We start from the raw sequence: 23413 nt of genomic DNA on the forward strand, positions 1-23413 counted from the left end.
GGAAATAAACAAGTGAAAAAAGTCATTAACTGGCAGTGCTCATGGCTATACTTATTATCCTTAGTGTGCCTTGTTACCTCACACGCCTATGCTGACGAAGTCGGGGAGAAAGTGACGTCAATCACGGCACTCAATACGCCTATCTCTAATCCAGGCATGGGGGTTGAAACGTTTCACGATGGGTGGGGTAGCGTATTAACTCTTGAGCAATACCCTGTCTCGGGAATGGGATACTACCGATATTATTGGAGTGAACTTGAGCCAAGCGAAGGTGAGTACAACTTTTCTCTCATTGATGACTTGCTTGAACAGAATACCAAGCAATCAAAGCGAGTAGCTTTGCGTTTTATGACACTTGATGAACCATTCTCAGGAACAAAAATTCCACAATGGCTCATAGATAAAGGTATCGAAGGGCAGTGGGTTGAAAATGGAAAAACCTTCGTAGCCGATCTCGATGACCCAACCTATTTATATTATGTAGAAAAATTACTTAGTGCTTTTGGGCAACGTTACGATAATGACTCGCGGCTTGCTCAGATTGACATCGGTATGGTGGGTTCTTGGGGAGAGTGGCATAACAGCAACTTTCCGGAGCTTGAGCCACTACTTAGTAGGTATTCATATCAGCAGCTAAATAAGTTCGTTGATCTGCATTTTTCAGCGTTTCCAAATACTGCAAAATTAATGCTTATCAGTGGGGGAGATTCTCTCGTATACGCAATTGAAAAAGGTGCAGGGTGGCGTGCCGATTGCTGGGGCGATTGGCATAATTTTGGCCCTACTTGGAGTCATATGAACGATGACTACCCGTACCGAATTCAACAAGTAAACTCGCAAACACCAATATTTGATACGGCTTGGCAGCGCCAGCCGGTTAGTTTTGAAGTCTGTGGTGACATGCATGGTTGGCTAGCCACGCAACACTACACAAGAGCTCAAGTGGCTGCCTCATTAGATTGGGCGATTAATCAGCATGCGAGTAGCCTAAATTTGAAATCGAAGCCGATTCCCGAACAGTACCGCGATTTGTTAGATAATGCGTTGCTTAAAATTGGGTATCGCTTTCGAGTCGATACGATTCGTCATTCAGCTTACCTGTCGACGGGGGAAAACCTTTCTCTGGAAGCTCATATTTTTAACGATGGCGTGGCACCAACATACCAACCTTATTATGCGTATTATCGGTTAGTAAACAGCAACGATCAGGTGGTTTCGTTTGCAAAAGATAGTACAAGTAGCGAAGCTTGGCTCCCTGGGGAGTATACATCTATTGCGAACTTTTCATTGCCGATAGGGCTGAATGTCGGTCACTATTATATCGAAATAGCTGTGAGTGAAAGTCGCGACAGCGAGCCTTTGAATTTGGCCAATACGGGGAAACAGCCGGATGGTTGGTATCGGCTAAGTGAAGTTATCATTGAAGAGTAATGACAATAATGAGCCTATAAAGGTATTTTGTTAACTATATTGTCCATGTTCAGCTTTAATGCATACTCTAGAGAATGAGTTATTCATCTCTGTGAACTACATTAGTCCGCAGGTAGCACTGTAGCAGATGCCTCTTCCTCAGAAGCTTCCTTGTCTTCTATTTGGTCAGCAACCCAATCAATGGTCTTTGTTAGATAGAGCTTGTTGGTTTCGGTATCACACCAACTCTTGGATAATCCTCTTCGATTAAATTCACTGCCAATTGCTGCGAGTGTTTGGTTGCTCGGTCTCCCGTAATACAAGGTATCGCACAGTTGAAGGTTTGACATGGATTGTGGGTATGTATTAACGGACGAGGAATTCATACTTAGTGCTTTCGACTGGTTATGAGTACACCCAGTTAGGCTGAAGAGAAAGAGAAGGATTAGCGTGTTTTTCATGGTGTATCAGGTCTATTGCCGATGATTAGAAGACAGTATTGCCATGACTTCCTTACTAATTTGTCAATTTATTGCCAACTCGGGGCATACCTAGACTTTCCTCTCAGTTAGAAAGCAATATCGCGAGAGCCTAAAGCAACGATAAAAACAGTATTAACAAACAAAAGCGCAATTTTGTACAAAAGTTGAAAGAGCCTATAGAGTAGACTGATAAGTCGCTCGATAATTAACAGGCTTGGGAATCGTTATGGAGAACAAGAAGCGCTCTAAAGAAAAGGCCGAATATAAGATAACGGAAGAGCTCGGTGGCCTTGAAATCCTTAATGCTGAATACGAGAAGCAGAACTTCTCGCGCCATAGCCATGAGGGCTACACGCTTGGGGTTATTGAGCAGGGCGCTCAGCGTTTCTATCGAACGGGCGGACATCATATTGCACCACAAGATGCGATTATTCTTGTGAATGCCGATGAAGTTCATAGCGGCCACTCTGCCACTGAAGGCGGTTGGGCGTATCGAGCGATGTATCCACTCCCAGAGCAACTTGCCAAGATCACTCAAGAGTTAAACCTACCGAGCTACGGTGCGCCATACTTCCCAAGAGCGGTTGTTGAAGACCCTGAGCTCGCCAATCAATTGAGGTTGGCCTTTAACACGATTGATGAATCCGACAATCGCTTGTTAAGAGAGACCTTGATGTATGGGATGTTGGTTAAGCTGATTAGCCGACACGGAAAATCGCCGCTTAAACCCCAACTAGATGGGAAAACTCAGCGCCAACTTGTCTTAGTGAAAGAGTTCTTAGATGATTTTCCACAAGCTGATGTGTCCTTAGAGGAGCTGTCAAAGTTAGCGGCTTTGAGCCCGTATCATTTAGTACGTTCCTTTCAAAAAGAGTTTGGTCTTCCGCCGCATGCATATCAGATCCAATCTCGGCTAAGGCTTTCGCGTAAGTTATTGAAACAAGGACATACCATTTCAGATACCGCTCAAGAATGTGGCTTTCATGATCAAAGCCATTTTCATCGACACTTCAAAAAGGCCAATGGCTACACGCCAGGGCAATACGTCAAAATGCTCTAAACTGGCGTGGCTAAGTGCGGCGAACAGGGGTACGAAATCGAGCAAGTTTGTACAATCGAACTAACTCAGCTCTTTTTACATTGAATAGCCAATGTGAGAGAGAAAAGAATTATATGGATAGTGAAATAATGGATAGACGAACACAGTTATGGAAGGGCGTTTTAGCGGGAATGCCTTTGAGTATTGCGGTAATCCCTTGGGGAATTCTAGCCGGTTCATATGCGATAGATGCCGGATTGAATCAACTTCAAGCGCAAGCGATGTCGGCTATTTTGTTCGCAGGGTCGGCACAACTTGTTGCTGCAGGCATGTTCAAAGCGGGTATTGGCTTAGGTACTATGCTTCTGACCACACTGTTCATTACCTCAAGGCACTTTTTATACAGTGTATCGATGCGCGACAAAATCAGTCACCTTCCTGTGCGTTGGCGTCTATTACTTGGATTTTGGCTTACCGATGAGCTGTTTGCGATTTGCAGTGGGCAGTCTCAGCAGGAATTTAATCGTTGGTATGCAGTTGGCGTAGGTGGGGTATTTTACTTCGTTTGGAATATTGCAAGCTTTGTTGGCATTGTCGCCGGTAGTCAAATTCCGTCACTCAACGAAATTGGGCTCGACTTCGCGGTTGCAGCAACCTTTATCGCTTTGGTCTTTCCATTAATTCGCACTCTACCCGTCGTGGTATGTGTGGTTGTTTCTCTGGTCACTTCGGTTGCCATGTCGGTTAACAATATTGAGGGTGGGCTAATGATTGCAGCGATTGCCGGTATGTTAGCTGGCTTTTTCAGCGAATCGTTCCAAGAGCGAAGCAACGGTAACAAGACAATCGTAGAGGGGAAATAGAGATGATTTGGTTAACGATATTACTCATGACTGCGATTGTTTTCTTTAGTCGGTATCTGTTTCTAGAACCTGCAATCCCGCTTCGACTCAATCAAACCGCAAGACGCCTATTACGCTATTCAAGCCCAGCGGTACTGACAGCGATTTGGGGACCCATTGTATTTGCTCCTGAACAAACATTTTGGCCAAGCCTTGAAAACCCATACTTGATAGGTGCGGTGGTGACTGGCTTGCTGATTTGGAAAACAGGCAATGTGCTGTTAACGATCGGCGTCAGCATGGCGGTATTTTTGTTCTATAACCTCGTTGCGGTTGATTACCTTTTTAACTGATAGACCTTGCAACGTATAGCGTGGTGGCATCTAATGTACTGATTCACTGTATGTGTGTTTAGGTTTTGGAAAGGAGTTAGTTTGGCTAAGAAATATTATGTGGTCTGGAACGGTCGCACACCGGGTATTTTTACCACTTGGAACGAGTGTAAATCGCAAGTCGATGGCTTTGCTGGTGCGAGATATAAATCGTTTCCAACACTAGGCGAGGCTGAGTCTGCTTTCGGTGGTAAAACGTCGTCTGCGTCAGGTTTTACGGCTACAAAGCCAAGCTCTACGGGTAAGTCGACGAAAGCAAAGGTGCCGCCTCTTTCAGAGCAGCAAATCACTGATATGCCTTTTGATATCAAGATCTTTACCGATGGTGCTTGTGAGCCAAACCCTGGTGAAGCAGGGACGGGGTTGGCGGTTTACCAAAACAACCAATTAACAGAATTGTGGTATGGCTTGTATCAGCCTGTTGGTACCAACAATACCGCCGAGTTACATGGCCTTAAACAGGCGTTTTTGCTCGCGAGAGAGAAGTTAAACTCAGGTTTGTCTGTTGCGATTTATTGTGACTCTAAGTACTCGATAGATTGTATTACTAAGTGGGCAACTGGTTGGGAGAAAAAGGGGTGGACGAAGTCGGGCGGCGAGATCAAAAACCTCGATATTATTAAACCTGCCTATGCGCTCTACCAAGAACTGGTTTCAAAAATTACCATCTACCATGTGAATGGACACGTTGGTATTGAAGGTAACGAATTGGCCGACAGAATGTCGATTGTGGCTATTTCATCGCAAGAGCAACAACTGACTCAATATCGTGATATCGAAGATATTGAATCTATTTTGGCACTGCGAGCTGGCTAGCTAGGATTCTTAATGAAAAGCTAATAAAAGTTACTGAAAACCGAAGATCTCATAATTAGCTAGAAGATGCTAAATTGAGCGTTACATTTGAAGTTGATGTAGCGCTTTGCTTTTCTTGTGGAGCCTGGTGGTGCTTAGCTTCTTAAGTGTTAATTAGTTGCCTTAGTAGTAATTAGCGATTTTAGTTAGCTACTATCGAGCCGGGTCTTCTATCCAGCGAGATAATTGCTGAGCTTGCTTTATCGAATTAAAACTGTCCTTCACTCTCTGACGTGCCTTTAATCCCATTGACGCTTTATCATTGCTGCTCAACTGAGCAAAACGCTCAATCGCTTCTCTTAATTCCTCAACGTTCTTTTCGCTAACCACAAAACCGGTTTCAGGTGAGACGATCTCTTTGCATCCCATGATGTTGGTCGTAATGACGGGTGTGCCTACGGCCATCGCTTCTTTTAAAACGAGTGGTCCGGTATCCACACATCCTGTTTCGGAAAAGCAGAATGGTGCGATTAGGCTCTCATAGTTCGACAGTTTCTCTTTCACCCACTCGTTAGGTTTGGCGCCAAGAAAGGTCACGTTTCGAGTGAGCCCTTGCTCTTTTACCTGCAATTTTAATTGTTGCTCTAAATCACCAGTACCGATGATATCAAGATGAATATCAAGAGGTTGGGCTATCGGTGCTAATGCATCAATAAGGTGGTGGAGACCTTTTTGTTCAACTAACCGGCCAAGGAAAACAAAGCGAAGTTGTTTCGTTTCAGTTTTTGGATTGAGTTGGAATTGTTTGGTATTTACTCCGCAGTGTAGGAGCTTAACGTTTCCTTTCGCCATGGTATTGAAGTCCGCGAGCATGTCTTTGCAGACAGCGACCACAAAATCACTCGAAGAGATTTTCTGTTCAATATCATAAGCGAATTCGTAAACATCGTGGCCATGAGCGACAAACGAGCAAGTAATATTGAGAAGCTTTGCTGCTACGATAGCGTGAGCTGTGGTGTGCTGACAGAAATGTGCATGAACGTGTTCTACGTCTTTTTCTGCGAGTTGCAGTGCTAATTTGAATCCATAAGCGAACAGTGATTTTTTAGGCATACTGGTTTGCTTAGAAATAAATGAGATAGCTTTGACCAATCCTAGCCAGCTAATGTTGGTCACTTTACCCATCTGAACGTCTTTGCCAATTTCGACAATGTCGTAGTCAAATTGTTTTTCGCTGTTTTCAATTTTGAAGGTCATGACACAGACATCGTGTCCACAATCTTTCAAGGAGTCGACTTCTGTTTGAATGAAGGTCTCACTGAGTACAGGGTAGGTTGGCGCCACAAATGCTACTTTCTTCATTCTTTGCTCCTCAAATCCATATGATTAAAGCTATCAAGCCAAACTAATAACCAATAAAGCAAGATACGAACCAAGATCAAATCGTAGCTTTGGCGGGCATTTCAATGGTTTTCTGAAGGCTAGCCACCTAGAAGTGTCCCGTTTTCTCAAATTGATAGTCAAATTGAAGTTGTAGGTTTTTCGACCTGATGCGTTTTGTCGTCATTTTGGGAATGGAGGCGTAGGTGGCTGATCTAGAAGTGATTTTGTAGCTAGAAACTCTCGGCATAGAACATGCAACGTCAGCCATATAACGTATAAATCTGAGGGCGTCATTATGGCTAAAGTAAGTGTTGTTATTCCTACCTACAACTGCTTGGATTACCTGCCGAAAGCAATTGGCAGTGTACTAAAGCAGACTCATCAAGATGTTGAGCTCATTGTCATTGACGATAACAGTAACGATGGAACGTCGACGTATCTCGCGTCGATAGACGATGAGCGCATTATTACCTTATCCACTTTGGGTGTTGGCGCACCTCAAGCGAGAAACCTTGGAATAGCGAAAGCAACGGGTGAATACATTGCTTTTTTAGATGCTGATGACTTCTGGTTACCCGAAAAGCTCGAACATCAACTCGAATTTCACCAACGATACCCAGATCTCGCGATGAGCTTTACCAATTACGAACATCTCACTGAAGACTACCAAGTGATAGTCGATTGCTTTAGTTATTGGTCGCAGTTTCAAGATCAAGACGAGCTGTTCATCAATATCGAGAAGCCTTTAGAGTTCATTATTGAAAACAATGTCATTGGAACATCGACGGTCATGGTGAAAGCGGATGTGTTTTCTCAAACAGACGGTTTCAACCCTGATATCAAATACGCAGAAGATTGGGAGTTGTGGCTTCGAATGAGTGAAAATCATCAGATTGGTGTATTGAACTCAGTGCAAGTAGGCTACTTGATGAGATCGAGTTCCGTTACCCAAACGGAAAGTCTTAAATTGAGAAATTTGCAGTCTATAGAAGCTATTCTTCAGCGTTACCAAAATGACAGTCAACGATGGGACCTATCAACTTCGAGTTTCAAAATCGCAAAAGCAAGAATTCTGGAAGGCTACGCTGACTATTATCGAGGCTTACAAAAAAACCGACTGGCCATCTCATACAGTATCCGTTCGTTAGTTTTGGCTCCACAAAAACGAACGTTACGACATCTTCTTGGGGACTGTAAGAGTTTCCTAACGCCTGCATGGTAGGGAATAGGTGTCTCCTATGGGTTCACTAAAACAGTCCGCCTATTACGCCATCGGTATTGTGATGATGAAAGGGATCTCTCTTGTGATGATCCCCTATATCACCCATAAAATGACGTTGGTTGAATACGGTTCGTTAGAGGCCATCGTCTTGCTGGCTGATATAGGGACGATCCTATTTAGTTTCGGTATTGTTGAGGCAATGTATCGATATGTGGGGGTGGCTGAGGGTGAAGAAAAGAGAAAGCTTGTCTCCAACTGTTTCACTTTGAGTGTTTTAGTCTGCGTGTTAGGAGGTGCCTTAATAGCTCTTAGTATGCCGCTGTTGTTATTGATGCTGCCAGTCGAGTTCCAGCCTTATCAAATCCTACTGCTACTGATACCTACCATGCTAGATGGTGCGATTTCTATCCCGCTAACATTGATGCGAATGAATGCGATGGCCAAACGTTTTTGCATGCTCAATGTATTGAAGGCGAGTGTGCAAGCTGCAATGACCTTTATCCTACTGGAAGCAGGCTATGGCATTGATGGTGTTCTGATATCGTCCGCGGTGTCGAGTGTTTTGTTGATGCTGTGTTTATTACGTTATCAATGGCAAGAGATGGGTACATTTGGCAGCCTCAAGTACTCTGCTAAGATTCTAAAATTTGGGTTACCCACGTTAGTCGGTGGTGCTTCGATATACATGATTACAGGGCTAGACCGATGGGTTATGGCGAACTTTGTTGGTGTTGAAGAACTTGCAATCTACGCCGTCAGTGGCAAGTTTGCGTTGCTTCTTGGCTTACTACTGCAGCCTTATGCTTTGTGGTGGTTTCCAAATCGTGTTGCCATGCTTCAACAATCCGGTGGTCATAAAATGTGTGCGGAGAGAGCGCTAGTAGGCGTTAATCTGGCCATTGTTTTGGGCTGTTTGATGATCCTCACTGTACCTGGATTTATTGATTTGATTCTACCAAGTAGTTATCAGTACGCGGGGACTATCGTCGTGGCACTCTTGGCTATTGGTGTAATAAAGAGTGCAGGGGATTACCTTAATCTAGGCTGCTTTAGTGGTGACTCAAGTCAATCGCAAATGTGGATACAGGGTGGGTGTGCAGCCTTAGCAGCTATTGGTTATTTTGTTGTGACACCTATCTATGAAGTATGGGGCGTTGTGATGGTGCTCTGTGGCACTTATACCGTGAGATTGTTACTGCTCTATATCGTGAGTCAAAAGATGGAATACTTGCCTTATGATCATCGTAAGTGGATGGCTGCGGTGAGTATCGCCGTACTTGCCATCACCAGTGATAGGCTTCTTGGGTGGGTGCTGGATGATGTTCATGATTTTATTGTAGGTAGCTTTGTAGCGATCGTGACACTTATCGTTTTTGTTCGAAACTCTGTTATCCCTATTCCTCAGACGCTACTTGATAAGTTGATGCTGGGTAAGCATTCACACGTGAATTGAACTCGTCTTATCCCGAGTGCTGAGCATTCTGATAGGCTCACAGGAGCTTATTTATTCGTAATAATAAAACACTGTTCATAATGGTTCGAATTAGATAATATTTATAAATTCAGTGAATGCTAACGATGGAAAGATATATGAATAAGTGGATGCTGCTCCTTTCTCTGTTTTCAGCGGCCTCATACAGCACCTCTGATTTTTCAAGTGAGGGTATTACTGTTCCCGACTTCAATTCATCGGATTTCAAGCCGCCTGAAGTTTCGCAGCAGGAACAACACAATATCGTTTGTGAAAGCGTGGTCTGCAATTCAACATCTGCTCGTCAGTCGGTTCCTGTTGTTGGTGAAGTGCCCGATAGAGAGCCTAATCAAACCATCGAAACCCTTGCGAGTGCCATTTACATAGTGGGTGAAATGGGGATTGCAGAAAACTTAGCGACACCAGAGTACGAGAAATTTTTTGAGAATTAGTTGAAAGGGTACGGCAGTAGGATTGGTACTAGTTGTAATAGCTGCTATAAAAGGTCATATCTCATTTAATGATACGACAACCTTGGCATATTGAGACTGGGAAATACCAATGGAAATATGGAAGTTACTGCTGTTTATCCCCGCTTGTTTTGCGCTCAACATGACTCCGGGCCCAAACAATTTGTTATCAATGAACAACGCCCGTTGTTATGGATTTCAGGCCGCCTTTGTCGCTGGCCTAGGAAGAATCTTCGCTTTTTCTGGCATGATTGCTTTGGCTGCATCTGGCTTAGCGGTTGTGCTTTATACTTCTGAAACGCTGTTTTTCTTGATCAAGCTATTTGGTGCGATTTATCTGTTGTGGATCGCGTTCAACCTATGGCGCTCACAAGCCAGCCCGGTCGCGGATGTCGAACGAAATAAGAATTGGCTTGGTCTGGTTAAACAAGAGTTTGCACTCGCAGCGGGCAATCCAAAAGCGATACTCATTTTTACTGCATTCCTTCCTCAATTTGTTGATGTTTCAGCGAACGTAAATACTCAATTCTTTGTTTTGGGAAGCACATTTCTTGTGTTAGAAATGCTCGCGATTTCTATCTATTCGGCATTTGGTTTATATCTACGAAATTGGTTTTCAAAACCTCAAATGGCTAAGCGCTTCAATAAAGCATGCTCTGTGTTTCTTGCCATATCGGGTGCGAATTTGTTGGTGAGCCGTCAGTAGTTCTCATTTTGCTTGTTTAGTTTATGGTTAATCTTTTTAAGGTCGATGTATGAATGTTGTTTGTGCGGGAAAACAAGAGCTCGCTAATATTTACCAATTGGAACATGCTTTGTTTGGCGATCACGCCTATCCGCTGTTTTTCTTTCGTCAGGCCTTTGATTGTTGGGGAAAGGGCTTGTTGGTCGCGAAACAGGATTCGCAGGTTGCGGGCTATGTGTTAATGACACCAACCGACAAACAACAAGAGTATTGGGTTTTGTCTCTGGCTGTTGATACTGCTTACCGAGGCATGGGGATTGGCCGTTCATTGATGCAGCAGGCGATAGAAACCTTGCCACAAGATTCCAAGCTGTTGCTTACCGTTGATCTAAATAACAGCTCGGCTTGTGATCTGTATTTGTCGATGGGTTTCGTGACCATCAAGGAAGAGAGCAATTATTTTGGTGACGATGAGCCTCGTTTGGTCATGCAGCTCATCGTCTAGCTTCCGTTTCATTGTGTCTATCTAGGTGCAGACATCGCACCCTTAGGTCAACATCACGATACCGTGCATCAAAACCACGCTAGAGGTTAATCGGGTTCGCATATCAAAATAGCCGTCGGGGCCTTCACTTTGGTTCTCTTCTCTTATTGACCTCTCCGCTCGCCAAACCGCAATGTAGCCTAAGATCAGAATCAGTGTGGTGAGGAACTCTTGCTGCTCACCGAGTAGCACCGCTAGCCACGCTGCCAAAACAATAACATTGCTTAGAATCAGAGTCTTGTTGCTGGATTGGCTTTCGAAGTTCTCTATCCCATTGGCCCACAAGATGCCCGACAAAAAGCTCAAGATAACCACGCTGTAGGTGATGAAGAGTGTTTCGCCGCTCAAGCTAAAGAATTGGCTGTCGGTGAGTGATAACAGTAGGCCGAATAAAAAGGGGATTAAACCCATATAACCGAGCTTGGCCATGGTGTTGCGTGTTTGAGTTGTGTCCATGTAATCTGACCTCATAACTGCTGCTCTATTGCATTTTTGAGGGTACTACTGGTTGGCGATGTAGAACTCGGGAAGGTTGCTATCACTTTGCCTTCTTTGCTGACCAAGAACTTGTAGAAATTCCATTTTGGTTTGATACCGGCTTGTTGTTGGATTTCGGCAAAGACTGGGTTTGCGTCTGGCCCTGAGAGTGAAGCGCGCGCCATCATCGGAAAGGTGACGCCATAATCTAGGTAGCAGATTTTAGCGGATTGCTCCTCGCTTCCTCTGTCTTGGCGAAAATCATTGCTTGGGAAACCAATAACGGTGAAGCCTTGGTCTTTGTAGGTTTGATGAAGTTGTTCGAGCTGCTCAAATTGCGGAGTGAAGCCACATTGGCTAGCGGTGTTTACCACCAACAGAGTTTTGCCTTTAAACTCATCGCACAGCGCAATTTCTTCGGTTGAATTTAACAAGCGCTGTTTGCCATTGAGTATCTCGGGGCAGCTCGCTGCAAAGGCGATGGAACTCGTGAGGCTTGTAATCAGGATGGTTGAGCAAAGTAGTGAACATTTCATAGGTTTGGCTCATTTTAGTTGGCGTAATGGTTATTACTCTTGAGCACGTTGAAATGATCACTTTGCGTATTATTTACTGTCTCTTTAACTAGCGTTTTGAGTTGTGCTTTTGCTCTCTGACATAAGATAGGGAGCGACCAAGCGACAGATATTCACTTTCGCACCAAGGCGAGCTGCTAATAGATACATACCACCAATTTTTCGGTGTAGGAACAACGCATCGGCGGGTGGGGTATGCCAATACTCTTGTTCCATGCTCAAAATGGTTCCAGCTTCACGAAGACGTTGCGCTAAACCACTTGCTTTGAAGTCGTAATCTTCATCTACCAACATCGGCTCACACGCCATTTTCACAAGGTTTAGAATCGCTTGGCGTTGATCAGGGAGAATTGTCTTGCTGAAGAATCCAATCTGCTCTAACGATTGGTTGAGCCCTTGCTCATCGTTGTTAATTACAGAGGAAAAGGCCAAGCGATAACCCTTGCTAAAGCGGTCACTGTATTCACGGGTTGCTCCGAAATCTAACAAGCCAATTTGTCGGGTGTTTTCAACATAAAGGTAGTTGGCGAAATTAGGGTCAGTTTGCACCATCTTAAAGTCGAACAACTCTTTGAATAGGAGCTCAAGCAGGCTGTGCATCACAAAGTCACGGGTGCTTTGGTCGTAACTTTCTATCTGTTCTATTGATACGCCCTCAATGAAGTCCATGGCGAGCACGGATTCTGAAGAGACTTGCGGATGAATCTTAGGTACGACGAAGTGTGAGTGCTCTTTTAGTGCGTTGTGATAACGAGTCGCATAGTCAGCCTCGCGAGCGTAGTCCGCTTCATCATGGAGCTGTTTTTTAGCCTCTTCTAACAAACCTTTGTAGTCGACCGATTTGGGTATCAAGCCAACAATGTTGAGCAGTGTGCCAACGTTATCTACATCACTGTCGATACTTTTTCGAATGCCTGGATATTGGACTTTGACGGCGAGCTTGTCTCCAGCATCGCTGTACGCTTGGTGAACTTGTCCGATGGATGCACTGGCAATCGGTTTAAAGTTGAAGGAAAGGAATTCGGTTTTCCAATGGTTTCCGAGTGAGCTTTCTAAGACTTGATTGAGCTGCTTTGTTGGCAGTGGGTCAGCGTCTGAGCGCAGGCGAGAAAGAATGTCGGCTAACTCTGGCTCTAAGACATCTCCCGCATCCATTGAAAGCATTTGCCCTAATTTCATCGCAGCTCCACGCAGGTGCGCGAGCTGGTCGGTCAAGCGAGCAATGTTCTGTGGCGTTAACAGTAAATCTTTTGCCTTGGGCCTGTTGCCTTGCGCAATTTGCTTGGTGCCTTCTGTTAGCACGTTACCTGCGACTCTTGTCGCCAGCGAGGCGAACTTGCTGAATCTAGAAAGTCTATGAGTGGGAAGGTTTCTCTCTTTTGCCGACATAAAGTCTCTCTCTGGGAATCAGGGTTCACTACAAAGTTCTATCAATCATTACACAACCTTATGTCTTGTTGTGATAACTTGTCGCCTGAATCAGTAACTCGATTGAAAAGGACAAAGCATGAAGTTTATTTGGTTGAAAGTCGTTCTTACCGTACTAGTATTTGCTGCACTGTTTGGCATCGTTTACTACAAAGTCGCCAGTGGTATGTCTTAACTCAATACTATTTCGTACAGCTGTTTCCGTTGCAACGTGATTTTCCGGTTAGCCAGAATGAGATTTTATATCGATTCTTGGCGAACCTCAGGTAGCACCAGTCTGCAAATGGCTTAAATATGGCCCAACGTAATGGCGCATAAAGCCAACCTTTTCCTACTAGGTTCCATGCTTGGTAGGTCACATCTAACCCAAGTAGTAGCTTTCCGTTCTCATCAAGAGCATGCAGCACTGTGTTGGCCGCATCCGCATCAATCTGAGGATAGTTTGCAAACGCTTCGCTGTAGATATCGATAGTCTGGATCTTCCCCTCAGTGTCGTACTTGGCGAGCGCAGCCATCTCTTTCGCACATAATGGACAAGTGCCATCATAAAATATCTTCAGTTGTGTCATTGTTTGTTCGCCTGTGGCTTGCTTAAAAGAACCTTCAGTTGACCGTTAAGTCGGCACCCTTAAGTTCAATCGCGTATTATTTTAGAATGTTAAAATGGCTACGCTATTGTACCTTTTAAAGATCACTCTCCTCGAATCAAAGCTCTAAAGATGTCTTACTTTGACACTTTGTTCACCCTTTCAAGTCCTTGATTATGTGGTCAAATCCCTTGTTTATGGACAAATGATAACAAAACGTCCAATAGAGGTGTGCCTTAAATATATAAACATCAACCAAATCAGATAGTTGATGTTGGCTTGGAATATGCTCTATCGAACCTACGAATTGCTAAAGGATTTCTCCAATTTGGGCGGGCAGAACATCCTGAAAGCATAAGTACGGAAAAATGGAGAGAGAACATGAAGGTTATAAATTATTTACTCAGTGTGCTTTTGTTGTTTAGTAGCCCTCAGTTGGTGTGGGCTACGGTTGATGTTATGGAACTTGATGGTAATGCGACCAGTGATAATAGCGGTATTGATTGGGACGATGTAAATGATCCCAACAGCATGGTTGGGATTGCAGAATTTTTCGAAAAAGACCGTAACGGTATCGATCAAATTTTTTGGAAGGGGGGATCAAAAGACGATTCAGATATTACGGATTGGGCGTTCCGTACTGCGTCACCACAACCAAAAGATGACTTTACCAATGCGTATGCTGCTGCCTTTGAAAGCGAAGGTGATTTGCTGATTTATTTTGGTGCCGACCGATATGCCAACAATGGTGATATGTACATTGGTTTCTGGTTCTTACAAGACCAAGTAGGATTACCAGATGGACAAACTAAGGGCGACTTTGTTGGGCAGCATGTCAATGGAGACATTCTTGTCTTGATTTCATTTCCTCAGGCGAGTGGCGGTAATCCCTATATAGAAGTGTTTCAGTGGGATTTAAATAATGGCGATGTCACCGACAATATGACGAGAATTTTCCAAACAGACGGTGACCCTAAATCGAATGATTTCGTGGGTGCAAGATGTGGCAGTGGCGCTGTTGGTGTCGATAAGATATGTGCGATTTCAAATGATGATTCTATCGGGGCAATACCGCTACCGAACGTGCAAGGTTGGGACTACCTAGCTAAAACTGGTGAAACAACGTCAATTCCGACAGAGAGCTTTGTGGAAGGTCGATTAAACTTGTCAGCTCTGTTGAATGATGAGTTTGGTATTGAGGATATTCCTTGTTTCAGTAGCTTCTTAGTCGAGTCACGAGCTTCACGTTCGATTGATGCATCTTTGGCTGACTTCGTTGTCGGTTCATTCAGTTTATGTAGCATCAGTATAGCGGCGACTTGTAACACAACCAGCTTTACGGTTGATGGCATGTTTAACATCGATTACACCGTGACGGTCACCAACTCCGGTCCTGGTTCGTTAGGCACCAATGGTGATTACCAAGTGGCCTTTTTATCTCAGTCACCAATATTAGGTGCGCTTCCTGTCGTGGGTAACGGTGATGAAGTGTGGAGTGTCGGTGAGTCATTCTCATTCATGGGTAATTACTTGTCTGTGAATAATGGTGCCGTTGGTGTGATCGATGGTTCAGTAGACCTTGATGGGCTTATCGTGAATGCTCAAGCTCCTGTAGCTTACAATTGTCCGCCAATAGACTTGAGTCCGATGGTTGAGATTTCTAAGGTATGTAATAGCTTCTTAGAGGTTGATAGTGGTCAAGTTGTGCTTAAGAAAACCTATGATGTTGAAATATGTAATACTGGTGATATCCCATTGGCCATTGAATCGCTGGTGGATTCTAAGGATGACTCTTTGAGCCGTTCTGACTTACCTACCGAAGTCGTCAACAGCAGTTATTACCTCGACTTCGCTTTACCTTGTGATGATCTTGAGGATGTGACCACGTGTGGTGCTGGTAATATATGTAGCGTATTAAGTGCCGAACCTGAGTTGTTTGCTTGTAAAACGGGTGAAGGAGAGTGGATACCGAACTTTGGTGATGCGATTGGTCAAGTGTGTACACAAGTAAGCAAAACTTATGCGCCAAATGTGTTACCAACTGGAGTAGACGGAATGCTATCGAATCAAGTGACAGCAACGTTTGACTCGCTGTTCTTGCAAGAAGCATTTATGGAAACATCGAACATTGCAACCTGTGATGTTTGTCCATTTACTGTTCCTGAGCCATAAGTACTTTCATTAACTGAGTACAACTAAACTCTAAAGCAGCCTAGTTCGTTAGGCTGCTTTTTTTAGTTAGGTAATTAATTAACTAGGCGACTTAAATTACTATCTGATGTTTTTTGATCAGCTTGTACAAGGTTGTCCGAGAAATAGACAACGCTTTAGCAGATTGGGAAATATTGTAGTGGTGTTGCTGAATCACTCGACGAACATTTTTTGAAGAAAGTCCAGTGTCACTCTCAGTGGCGAGCGATGCACCTTTCAATTGAATCCTCATATGATGAGTAGAAAGGGCGCTTGAGTTAGAAAGAACAATCGCTCTTTTTATGCAGTTGAATAATTCCCTGACATTGCCCGGCCAGTGGTACTGTTTCATTTGCTCAAGGGTGTCACTAGGCAGTTTGATTTTGGATGCGTAATTGTGTTTTAGTTCAAATCGAATCAAATCTTCAATGTCTTCTTTATGATCATTGAGTGGCACTAGATCCAATGGAAGTACATTGATCCGATGAAAGAGATCCTTTCGAAATTTACCCGCCGCGACGGCTTGTTCTATGTTGACGTTGGTGGCGAAAATTACACGGCAATCTACAGTTAGTTGGTTGTTACTGCCTAATCGCTCTATCAAGTTATTTTCTAGAAAGTGGAGCAGGTAAGTTTGCAGCGACAGTTCCAGGTCGCCGATCTCATCGAGAAATAGTGTGCCACCATTCGCTCTTTCTACATGTCCGACGTAGCGCTTGTTTGCTCCCGTGAACGAGCCCTTTTCAAAGCCAAACAACTCGGAGTGAACCAGTGACTGTGGTATTGCGCCACAATTTACAGCGATAAACGGTTTCTGACAGCGGGCTGAGGCCTCATGTATTAAACGTGCACAGAGGCTTTTTCCTGTACCTGTTTCCCCTTGAATCAGTACTGGGAAATCGTTGTTAGCGATCTTAGTTATTTTCTTTTTAAGTTGTTGGATGGTGCTGGATTTCCCCACCAATTGATATTCATGGCATGAAGCAGGCTTAGGTTTGTTCTGTTTGGTGTCTACCATGCCATACGCATGCCCTAAATTTCGACAAAGCCACTCTGTATCAATTGGTAGGTGGTAATAATCCCAATAGGTTTGCTTAATGAGCGATAAGTTGCGGCTTGGTGGTTGTTTGAAGATAGCGATTGCTTTTAAACTTGGAAAGCGTGCCTTCAACGTTGATATTTGCTCACATTGCTTGTCGACCGAGGATGATGTTAGACAGGAAACGACAATTGGTGCGCAGCAGTGGCTGTGGGAATTGAGCCAGTGAATGGCTTGTTCGGTCGTTTCTGCAATTTGAGCTTTCCAGTTATGGAGGCGCAGTTCCTCCGCCCACTGATTATGGTGCAGGCATGTTGAGTTACATAGCAGAACCACAGAACGAATTTTAGGTTCAGGTGATACTCTCGCTGATGGCATTGTGCTCACTCTTCATGTTTCGACTCCATGATGAAACCTACAGTAAGCCCCCTAAATATCCCATAAGCTTAGAAGAGTTTAATTAATTCGACTACACAAATTTGACGAATTTGAACTAACAAATGGCGTTGTCTTAAGCAGGAAGGCCAATCAGGTGCTTTACTTACTGATATTTGTGCTTATTAATTAAAGGTATTCACGAATATCGTGTCTTTACTGTTTTATTTATTGATGATCACACAGTAAACTCCGCGCTAATCACTAACGATAAAGAGCTGATATTGATGATAATTAACGTAGCAAAAAAGTTCATTTTAGCAGCGTCTGCGCTGGTGCTAGGTGGTTGTGTGAGCTACAGCGTTACTGAACAAGAAATGACGAACTACCTGCAAGATTCGGTGATGTTAGAACAAGAAGTCGGTGTGCAAAACGTTATGTATGCGCAAGTGGCGGTTGATGACTTAGCGGTGCAAATTGGTCGAGCTGATGCCGAGCGAGTGTCTGTTCTGGCGAATACCAATGCAAAGGTTCAAGTGTTTAACATGCCAAACATGGGGCTAGATCTGGATATCGAATTCAGCGCGATTCCCGAATACGACAAAGAGAGTGGTGAGGTCTACTTAAAGTCTCTGCGTCTTGAGCGCTTTGAGGAGAAGGGAAAGCAGCTTTCTCCTGAAATAGAGAAGTTACTTAAGCCTGCCGTTTCTATGATTGGCTTTGCTTTGTCTCAGTCACCGGTTTACAAATTGGACAGCAATAAGGTTCAAGAGTCATTGATCAAGTCATCGGAACCTAATTTAGTGATTAAAGACAACAAGCTGGTCATCGAGTTATTTGATTAACCCTTCCCGTTTAGCTTGGACTCAGATTTAAAACACAATGGCTGCCGATTTGGTGGCCATTTTTGTTTGTGTTGAACAAGCAATACTTCTGTTTTTAGGCTGTCTATTAAGCTTGTTTTCTCTGGCTCATTTATTGAATTCGCCGCGTATCTCACCTTTACTTTACTCTTGTGAGCAAGTCATCGCTTCAGTCATCAAATCATAAAAAAGAAAAGGTGAGCGAACTATGAAGAATCCAGTAATAGCGGATAACAAACCCGTTAAGGTCGAGCTAACCGAAGGCGAGGAGTATTACTTCTGTACCTGTGGCAAATCGAAAAACCAACCGTTTTGTGATGGTTCTCATGCAGGAACGGGCTTCAAACCAAAGAGTTTCGTGGCCGAGGAAACCGGCGACGCTTACCTGTGCCGCTGTAAGTATTCGAACAACCTCCCTTTTTGCGATGGCACTCATAAACAGTTCACTACAGAGCAAGTGGGGCAAGAAGGCCCTGAAGTTCACATTCAAGCGACAGCCCCTGATTTATCTCCTGAGGCAAGCGCAACCAAAGAAGAGCCTACCGTGGAGTTTATTTACCAACTGGCGCGTGATGGTTTGTCCAAAGTGGGACATCATGGGCCTATGACCTCTATGGGCGTGCCTAGGCACCTCTTACCTCACTGGGATGATATTCAAGTGATGGTTGCACAAATGGCGACCAAGCCGTTATTGGAAAATGTGCCCGTCGGTACTGAACTGATTATTGGGCCTAAAGCGAAGAAGCCACTTAAATTGGACATCTCTTTGTTTGTGTCGGACATGAGTTTTGGCTCACTCTCTGAAGAAGCGAAAATCTCTTTAGCGACAGGCGCGGAGCTTGCGGGAACCGGAATTTGCTCGGGTGAGGGCGGAATGTTGCCCGAAGAGCAAGCGGCGAACTCACGTTACTTTTACGAACTAGCCAGTGCACAATTTGGTTACGATGAATCCAAGCTTAAAAACGTCCAAGCCTTCCATTTTAAAGGTGGGCAGGGGGCGAAAACCGGAACGGGCGGGCACTTACCGGGCGCGAAGAACATAGGTAAGATCGCAGAGGTACGTGGCATTGAAGCGGGTACCGCCGCGATTTCTCCGCCCACCTTTGTTGATCTAAAAACCGTCGAGGATTTCAAAAAGTTCGCCGATCGTGTTCGAGAAGTGACAGGCGGGATCCCAATTGGCTTCAAGTTGAGTGCCAATCATATTGAAGAGGATATTCAGTTTGCGCTTGATGCCAGTGCCGATTACATCATTTTGGATGGTCGAGGCGGTGGTACTGGGGCGGCGCCAGAAATGTTCCGTGACCATATTAGTGTGCCGACCATTCCAGCGCTTGCTCGTGCCAGAGCCTATCTAGACAAGCAAGGCGTAAGTGACAGAGTCACCTTAATCATTACTGGTGGGCTTCGTGTTCCGATGGACTTCGTAAAAGCGATGGCGCTTGGCGCTGATGGAGTCGCCATCTCAAACAGTGCCATGCAGTCGATAGGTTGTGTTGCCGCCCGAATGTGTAACACCAATAATTGCCCAGCGGGTATTGCGACTCAAAAAGCCGATTTACGCCAACGGTTAAATGTTGAGAAGGCATCGAATCAATTGAAGAACTTTTTCGAAGCTTCGACTGAATTGATGCAAGTGATGGCGAGAGCTTGTGGTCATGATCATTTGAATCAGTTTAACCCTCACGATCTAGCAACATGGAATCGCGAAATGGCCGAGCTATCTGGAGTCGCTTACTCTGGTGTCAGTCCATTAAACCAACTGAAGTAAATAGTATTTCGATAAAGCACACTCACTGTATTTTGGGTGTGCTTATTTTTGCCAGTGCAATGCCAATCTATGTTTAACCTTTCGTAATTAACTGCTTTATAAGTATTTTTAAATTACTTCCTATTTTTTAAAAATATCGCTTTACCTCAAGTTAACTTGAGGTTTTATCATCATCCCCAATCTAAATACACAGACAATCGCCTCTGAAACCATGAATGTGGAAAGGTGATACAAATGAATTAGGAACCAACAATGAAAGTATTAGCAATTGGCGCGACCAACAGTAAAGCATCGATTAACCAACAATTAGCAGCGTACACCGCAAGCTTAGTTGAGGGCGCGCAAGTAGAGGTTCTCGATCTTAATGATTTCGAGATGCCTATTTACAGTGAAGACAGAGAAAAAGAGTCCGGCGTTCATCAACATGCGCAGCGTTTTTTTAGCAAGATTGGTGAAGCTGATGCTGTGGTCATCTCTTTTGCTGAGTACAACGGTTCATACACCGCAGCCTTTAAGAATGTGTTTGATTGGACATCACGAATCGACATGAAAGTGTATCAAGGCAAACCTGTGGTTATGCTCTCCACATCACCAGGCCCTGGTGGCGCAAGTTCTGTGTTGTCGTCTGCGGTACAGTCTGCACCTTACTTTGATGCAGATGTGAAAGGTTCGATGTCGGTGCCAAGTTTCTACGACAACTTTAATGTAGAAACGGGTGAGATCATCAATGCCGAAATGGCCGAGAACTTGAAATCGATCATGAGTCAGATCTAACTGCTTCAGTGAGTGAGATAATTACTACATTGGTGCGCAGATAAATAGATAAATAGATACATAAATGGCCATCAAGCGAAGGCCATTTAATTGTGTTATTGCCTATTGTGATAGTTCTGCAGCGGTGTCAACGAAGATGCCTTGAATATCTTTCGCTTCACGCTCGGTTTGACCGCCGTGTTTTAGAAACGCACCGATAATTGCTGCGGTTTTTTGCTCTTTTGCACGCTCTAAGAAGTAACGCAGTTCTAGCTCGGCACCCGCTTGCTCATCTTTGATTGAAGCAGCGATGATCTCTTTGTACATCACGATATCACGTACTTCTAATTGGCTGATTACACCGAGTGTCGCGGCTAAGAAACCCTCTAGCTCTGCCTTCGGTACGAACTGCGTAATGATGTTACGGTCTTCTGCTTGTTGAGCAGTAAAGTCGTTGCCGAGCAGCAAAGCTTGTAGCGCTTTGTTTTTGCCCATGCGTCTCGCAAATTGCACCGCGCCTTGACCACCTGTTGGGATGTTCACATGAATTTCTGGTTGTGCGAACGCTGAGTTTTCAGTGCCATAAGCAAGGTCACACGCCATCACAAATTCATTGCCGCCCCCACGAGCTACGCCATCAACCACCGCAACAGAGACTTGCTTCATTGATTTGATGTTTTCAATCATATGGTTGAATTCAATCGAACCGGCTTGTCCACCTTGCGTACCGTTGATCACATTGAGATCTAGATGAGCCAGAAAGAAGCTCTCATGTAATGATTTAAATACCACAACCTTAGTATCACGATCATCTTGCAATGAAATCACAAAAGCATTGATCTCGTTGATCAAGTCGAAAGTCAGCACGTTCACTGGTGGATTGTTGATCGATACGGTTGCAATGCCATTTTGGTTAGTCACAGATAGTAGTGTCATGGGGTGTTCCTCTATTAGGTCGGGACTGAATGTTGTCTCCGTTATGTGCAGCTACTATAGATTTGTAATAAGATGAGAAAAATAGTCATATTGGCACTTTATTGGTGCTCTAAATGCAACAAAGGGCGTTATGGATATATCGAGTCGTTTATTATTGTTACTTGAAGTGGTTGAGCTAGGTTCGTTTGTCAAAGTTGCGGAGCAAAGAAATGTCGACCGTTCCGTTATATCTAAACAGATCAGCCGCCTTGAGGAAGAGCTTGATGTTCGGTTACTCAATCGCACCACTCGTTCGTTATCTCTGACTGCCGCAGGCAATGAGATGGTCAATCAAGCGTATCAGCTGCGTGCATTGTTGAATGATACTCGACGCTTGGCGCAAAATTATCATGCAGAGCCTAGAGGGTTATTAAGAATCACCAGCTCTACCATGTTCGGTCGACAATATGTTCAGCAGGCGATTGCGGTTTTCCAGAAGCAGTATCCAAATGTGGACTTTGAATTGCGACTCGAAGATCGAATCGTTGATATGGTTAAAGAAGGGTTTGATATTGGTTTCCGTATTGGTAAGCCCAAAAACTCTAGTCTCATCAGCCGTAAGATAGCCAGAAGTCGATTGTTGATTGTTGCTTCACCTGAGTTCATTGCTCAGCATGGCGAGATCAACACCATCGAAAAGCTGGAGTCATTACCTGCGACTATTTACGCTGCTCCGGGTTTGTTGATCGATAAGTTTTCTTATGTCGATCAGGAGGGGCAAATGCAGCATTTCCAGCTTAATGCTACCTACAAAGTGAATGACGTTGAGATGATTTCCAAGAGCGCTTTAACTGGCAGTACTCTCGCGGTCGTCACGGCGCAGATGATTGAAGATAAAGTGCTCAGTGGTGAGTTGGTGCCTATTATGACTCACTTAAACTTAGATGACTTTGGCACTTTCTATGCGGTGTACCCACATCGAGATGCACCCATAAAAACCAAGCTCTTCATTGATACATTGAAAACGATTGTCGGTGAAGATAAGCCCGTTTGGGAGCAAGGCATTCCTGGGTTCGACAACATGTATGGTAATAGGCAAAAAAAATCATAGCTTAGAGAATCAATGCGTTAGGGGTCTTTATTGGGGGTATTTTGTAACCTAGGCAAAACCTAAAGTTGAACCAAAAATTCAAGTTAACGTTAACTCTATTATACTGTTCATTATCAGGACGAAACGGCTATGCAAACAGGAAGTGAAAGATCATGAGAAACATCGTATACCTCACCATAGGCCAGTTGGCAGAGCGCAGTGGCGTGGCTCCTTCGGCTTTACGTTTTTACGAAACCAAGGGGTTAATTGCTTCGATTCGTACTAATGGTAATCAGCGCCGGTATCAGTCGGCGATGCTGCGTCGAATCGCGTTGATACAAGTCGCGCAGTCGATAGGCTTCACGCTCGAAGAGATCACCGAAGAGTTATCAACATTGCCGATGAACCATACCGCGACTAAGCGAGATTGGGAACGCGTCGCGAAGAAATGGCAGGGGCAACTGGACAGCAAGATGGCGCAGATTAAATCGTTACAAGAGAACTTAACAGGCTGTATCGGTTGTGGATGCTTGAGTATGCAAAAGTGCAACTTGTTAAATCCTGATGATATCTTGCATGACCAAGGACAGGGCGCACAAAGGATTGTTGAGTAGC

Annotated in this window: 24 protein-coding genes; 16 read left to right on the top strand and 8 right to left on the bottom strand. The window is 44.3% G+C overall.

Features of this window, described 5'->3' with window-relative positions; all coding sequences use genetic code 11:
* Positions 1 to 12: 12 nt before the first annotated feature.
* A complete protein-coding gene (locus tag ATB74_RS13375) occupies positions 13 to 1431 on the top strand; it encodes a DUF4832 domain-containing protein (RefSeq protein ID WP_244270922.1) in 1419 nt (472 codons plus the stop codon).
* Positions 1432 to 1532: 101 nt separating this feature from the next.
* Here ATB74_RS13375 and ATB74_RS13380 read toward each other — a convergent pair whose 3' ends face one another.
* Entirely contained in the window at positions 1533 to 1871 is a 339-nt protein-coding gene (locus ATB74_RS13380; RefSeq protein WP_081090116.1) for a hypothetical protein, read from the bottom strand.
* Positions 1872 to 2118: 247 nt separating this feature from the next.
* On the opposite strand from ATB74_RS13380, the gene ATB74_RS13385 reads away from it, so the two are divergent.
* From ATB74_RS13385 to ATB74_RS13400, 4 genes are all read left to right on the top strand, one after another.
* Positions 2119 to 2952, top strand: a complete 834-nt coding sequence (locus ATB74_RS13385) for an AraC family transcriptional regulator (protein ID WP_061018868.1) — start codon at positions 2119 to 2121, stop codon at positions 2950 to 2952.
* Between the two features lie 113 nt (positions 2953 to 3065).
* Positions 3066 to 3794, top strand: coding sequence for an AzlC family ABC transporter permease (locus ATB74_RS13390; RefSeq protein WP_061018869.1), 729 nt, complete (start codon positions 3066 to 3068; stop codon positions 3792 to 3794).
* A gap of 2 nt (positions 3795 to 3796) precedes the next feature.
* The gene (locus tag ATB74_RS13395) at positions 3797 to 4126 is read left to right on the top strand and encodes an AzlD domain-containing protein (protein ID WP_061018870.1); all 330 of its coding nucleotides are present in this window, start codon (positions 3797 to 3799) and stop codon (positions 4124 to 4126) included.
* Positions 4127 to 4207: 81 nt separating this feature from the next.
* Positions 4208 to 4981: a ribonuclease H family protein gene (locus tag ATB74_RS13400; RefSeq protein ID WP_061018871.1), complete on the top strand. Its 774-nt coding sequence runs from the start codon at positions 4208 to 4210 to the stop codon at positions 4979 to 4981.
* A gap of 192 nt (positions 4982 to 5173) precedes the next feature.
* On the opposite strand, the gene ATB74_RS13405 is transcribed toward ATB74_RS13400, so the two are convergent.
* Positions 5174 to 6322, bottom strand: coding sequence for a glycosyltransferase family 4 protein (locus ATB74_RS13405; protein WP_061018872.1), 1149 nt, complete (start codon positions 6320 to 6322; stop codon positions 5174 to 5176).
* A gap of 316 nt (positions 6323 to 6638) precedes the next feature.
* On the opposite strand from ATB74_RS13405, the gene ATB74_RS13410 reads away from it, so the two are divergent.
* The 5 genes from ATB74_RS13410 (at position 6639) to ATB74_RS13430 (ending at position 10696) form a co-directional block, all read left to right on the top strand.
* Positions 6639 to 7565 (top strand): glycosyltransferase family 2 protein, encoded by a 927-nt coding sequence (locus tag ATB74_RS13410; protein WP_060982931.1) that lies wholly within the window; start codon positions 6639 to 6641, stop codon positions 7563 to 7565.
* 16 nt (positions 7566 to 7581) lie between these two features.
* Positions 7582 to 9018: a lipopolysaccharide biosynthesis protein gene (locus ATB74_RS13415; protein WP_060982930.1), complete on the top strand. Its 1437-nt coding sequence runs from the start codon at positions 7582 to 7584 to the stop codon at positions 9016 to 9018.
* A gap of 116 nt (positions 9019 to 9134) precedes the next feature.
* The gene (locus ATB74_RS13420; RefSeq protein ID WP_081090117.1) at positions 9135 to 9488 is read left to right on the top strand and encodes a hypothetical protein; all 354 of its coding nucleotides are present in this window, start codon (positions 9135 to 9137) and stop codon (positions 9486 to 9488) included.
* A gap of 109 nt (positions 9489 to 9597) precedes the next feature.
* The gene (locus tag ATB74_RS13425; protein WP_060982928.1) at positions 9598 to 10212 is read left to right on the top strand and encodes a LysE family translocator; all 615 of its coding nucleotides are present in this window, start codon (positions 9598 to 9600) and stop codon (positions 10210 to 10212) included.
* Between the two features lie 49 nt (positions 10213 to 10261).
* Positions 10262 to 10696 (top strand): GNAT family N-acetyltransferase, encoded by a 435-nt coding sequence (locus ATB74_RS13430; RefSeq protein WP_061018873.1) that lies wholly within the window; start codon positions 10262 to 10264, stop codon positions 10694 to 10696.
* Positions 10697 to 10738: 42 nt separating this feature from the next.
* On the opposite strand, the gene ATB74_RS13435 is transcribed toward ATB74_RS13430, so the two are convergent.
* From ATB74_RS13435 to ATB74_RS13450, 4 genes are all read right to left on the bottom strand, one after another.
* The gene (locus ATB74_RS13435; protein ID WP_060982926.1) at positions 10739 to 11206 is read right to left on the bottom strand and encodes a DUF3429 domain-containing protein; all 468 of its coding nucleotides are present in this window, start codon (positions 11204 to 11206) and stop codon (positions 10739 to 10741) included.
* Positions 11203 to 11748 (bottom strand): glutathione peroxidase, encoded by a 546-nt coding sequence (locus ATB74_RS13440; protein WP_060982925.1) that lies wholly within the window; start codon positions 11746 to 11748, stop codon positions 11203 to 11205. The genes ATB74_RS13435 and ATB74_RS13440 overlap by 4 nt, the downstream gene beginning before the upstream one ends.
* An 84-nt stretch (positions 11749 to 11832) precedes the next feature.
* A complete protein-coding gene (locus ATB74_RS13445) occupies positions 11833 to 13176 on the bottom strand; it encodes an ABC1 kinase family protein (protein ID WP_060982924.1) in 1344 nt (447 codons plus the stop codon).
* Between the two features lie 221 nt (positions 13177 to 13397).
* Positions 13398 to 13784 carry a thiol-disulfide oxidoreductase DCC family protein gene (locus tag ATB74_RS13450; RefSeq protein ID WP_061018874.1) on the bottom strand — a complete coding sequence of 129 codons (387 nt, stop codon included), beginning with the start codon at positions 13782 to 13784 and terminating at the stop codon, positions 13398 to 13400.
* A 399-nt stretch (positions 13785 to 14183) separates the two neighbouring features.
* Between ATB74_RS13450 and ATB74_RS13455 the strand changes: the two genes are divergently transcribed.
* On the top strand, positions 14184 to 15974 hold the full coding sequence (locus ATB74_RS13455) for a hypothetical protein (RefSeq protein ID WP_061018875.1): 1791 nt from the start codon (positions 14184 to 14186) through the stop codon (positions 15972 to 15974).
* Between the two features lie 91 nt (positions 15975 to 16065).
* Here the strand turns inward: ATB74_RS13455 and ATB74_RS13460 are convergent, their stop codons facing one another.
* A complete protein-coding gene (locus ATB74_RS13460) occupies positions 16066 to 17409 on the bottom strand; it encodes a sigma-54 interaction domain-containing protein (RefSeq protein WP_061018876.1) in 1344 nt (447 codons plus the stop codon).
* A gap of 284 nt (positions 17410 to 17693) precedes the next feature.
* On the opposite strand from ATB74_RS13460, the gene ATB74_RS13465 reads away from it, so the two are divergent.
* The 3 genes from ATB74_RS13465 (at position 17694) to ATB74_RS13475 (ending at position 20814) form a co-directional block, all read left to right on the top strand.
* Positions 17694 to 18251 carry a DUF1439 domain-containing protein gene (locus ATB74_RS13465; protein ID WP_060982921.1) on the top strand — a complete coding sequence of 186 codons (558 nt, stop codon included), beginning with the start codon at positions 17694 to 17696 and terminating at the stop codon, positions 18249 to 18251.
* 226 nt (positions 18252 to 18477) lie between these two features.
* Positions 18478 to 20040, top strand: a complete 1563-nt coding sequence (locus ATB74_RS13470) for a glutamate synthase-related protein (RefSeq protein ID WP_061018877.1) — start codon at positions 18478 to 18480, stop codon at positions 20038 to 20040.
* 252 nt (positions 20041 to 20292) lie between these two features.
* Positions 20293 to 20814, top strand: a complete 522-nt coding sequence (locus ATB74_RS13475) for an NADPH-dependent FMN reductase (RefSeq protein WP_061018878.1) — start codon at positions 20293 to 20295, stop codon at positions 20812 to 20814.
* Positions 20815 to 20916: 102 nt separating this feature from the next.
* Here ATB74_RS13475 and ATB74_RS13480 read toward each other — a convergent pair whose 3' ends face one another.
* Complete coding sequence (locus ATB74_RS13480) at positions 20917 to 21729, bottom strand: enoyl-CoA hydratase/isomerase family protein (RefSeq protein WP_061018879.1); 813 nt, start codon at positions 21727 to 21729, stop codon at positions 20917 to 20919.
* Between the two features lie 130 nt (positions 21730 to 21859).
* Here ATB74_RS13480 and ATB74_RS13485 point away from each other — a divergent pair, with 130 nt between their 5' ends.
* Positions 21860 to 22819, top strand: coding sequence for a LysR family transcriptional regulator (locus ATB74_RS13485; RefSeq protein WP_061018880.1), 960 nt, complete (start codon positions 21860 to 21862; stop codon positions 22817 to 22819).
* Positions 22820 to 22971: 152 nt separating this feature from the next.
* Positions 22972 to 23412, top strand: coding sequence for a redox-sensitive transcriptional activator SoxR (gene soxR, locus ATB74_RS13490; RefSeq protein WP_061018881.1), 441 nt, complete (start codon positions 22972 to 22974; stop codon positions 23410 to 23412).
* The last annotated feature ends 1 nt before the right edge of the window (position 23413 follow it).

This window comes from Vibrio splendidus, assembly GCF_001557875.1.
Taxonomy (GTDB): Bacteria; Pseudomonadota; Gammaproteobacteria; order Enterobacterales; family Vibrionaceae; genus Vibrio; species Vibrio splendidus_F.

What these genes read in the sequence shown, in the direction of transcription:
- ATB74_RS13415 (WP_060982930.1), top strand. Translation starts at nt 7,582, where the DNA reads ATGGGTTCACTAAAACAGTCCGCCTATTACGCCATCGGTATTGTGATG.
- ATB74_RS13395 (WP_061018870.1), top strand. Translation starts at nt 3,797, where the DNA reads ATGATTTGGTTAACGATATTACTCATGACTGCGATTGTTTTCTTTAGT.
- ATB74_RS13410 (WP_060982931.1), top strand. Translation starts at nt 6,639, where the DNA reads ATGGCTAAAGTAAGTGTTGTTATTCCTACCTACAACTGCTTGGATTAC.
- ATB74_RS13470 (WP_061018877.1), top strand. Translation starts at nt 18,478, where the DNA reads ATGAAGAATCCAGTAATAGCGGATAACAAACCCGTTAAGGTCGAGCTA.
- ATB74_RS13455 (WP_061018875.1), top strand. Translation starts at nt 14,184, where the DNA reads ATGAAGGTTATAAATTATTTACTCAGTGTGCTTTTGTTGTTTAGTAGC.
- ATB74_RS13480 (WP_061018879.1), bottom strand. Translation starts at nt 21,729, where the DNA reads ATGACACTACTATCTGTGACTAACCAAAATGGCATTGCAACCGTATCG.
- ATB74_RS13385 (WP_061018868.1), top strand. Translation starts at nt 2,119, where the DNA reads ATGGAGAACAAGAAGCGCTCTAAAGAAAAGGCCGAATATAAGATAACG.
- ATB74_RS13425 (WP_060982928.1), top strand. Translation starts at nt 9,598, where the DNA reads ATGGAAATATGGAAGTTACTGCTGTTTATCCCCGCTTGTTTTGCGCTC.
- ATB74_RS13420 (WP_081090117.1), top strand. Translation starts at nt 9,135, where the DNA reads ATGCTAACGATGGAAAGATATATGAATAAGTGGATGCTGCTCCTTTCT.
- ATB74_RS13390 (WP_061018869.1), top strand. Translation starts at nt 3,066, where the DNA reads ATGGATAGTGAAATAATGGATAGACGAACACAGTTATGGAAGGGCGTT.
- ATB74_RS13445 (WP_060982924.1), bottom strand. Translation starts at nt 13,176, where the DNA reads ATGTCGGCAAAAGAGAGAAACCTTCCCACTCATAGACTTTCTAGATTC.
- ATB74_RS13380 (WP_081090116.1), bottom strand. Translation starts at nt 1,871, where the DNA reads ATGAAAAACACGCTAATCCTTCTCTTTCTCTTCAGCCTAACTGGGTGT.
- soxR (WP_061018881.1), top strand. Translation starts at nt 22,972, where the DNA reads ATGAGAAACATCGTATACCTCACCATAGGCCAGTTGGCAGAGCGCAGT.
- ATB74_RS13405 (WP_061018872.1), bottom strand. Translation starts at nt 6,322, where the DNA reads ATGAAGAAAGTAGCATTTGTGGCGCCAACCTACCCTGTACTCAGTGAG.
- ATB74_RS13475 (WP_061018878.1), top strand. Translation starts at nt 20,293, where the DNA reads ATGAAAGTATTAGCAATTGGCGCGACCAACAGTAAAGCATCGATTAAC.
- ATB74_RS13440 (WP_060982925.1), bottom strand. Translation starts at nt 11,748, where the DNA reads ATGAAATGTTCACTACTTTGCTCAACCATCCTGATTACAAGCCTCACG.
- ATB74_RS13435 (WP_060982926.1), bottom strand. Translation starts at nt 11,206, where the DNA reads ATGAGGTCAGATTACATGGACACAACTCAAACACGCAACACCATGGCC.
- ATB74_RS13485 (WP_061018880.1), top strand. Translation starts at nt 21,860, where the DNA reads ATGGATATATCGAGTCGTTTATTATTGTTACTTGAAGTGGTTGAGCTA.
- ATB74_RS13465 (WP_060982921.1), top strand. Translation starts at nt 17,694, where the DNA reads ATGATAATTAACGTAGCAAAAAAGTTCATTTTAGCAGCGTCTGCGCTG.
- ATB74_RS13430 (WP_061018873.1), top strand. Translation starts at nt 10,262, where the DNA reads ATGAATGTTGTTTGTGCGGGAAAACAAGAGCTCGCTAATATTTACCAA.
- ATB74_RS13450 (WP_061018874.1), bottom strand. Translation starts at nt 13,784, where the DNA reads ATGACACAACTGAAGATATTTTATGATGGCACTTGTCCATTATGTGCG.
- ATB74_RS13460 (WP_061018876.1), bottom strand. Translation starts at nt 17,409, where the DNA reads ATGCCATCAGCGAGAGTATCACCTGAACCTAAAATTCGTTCTGTGGTT.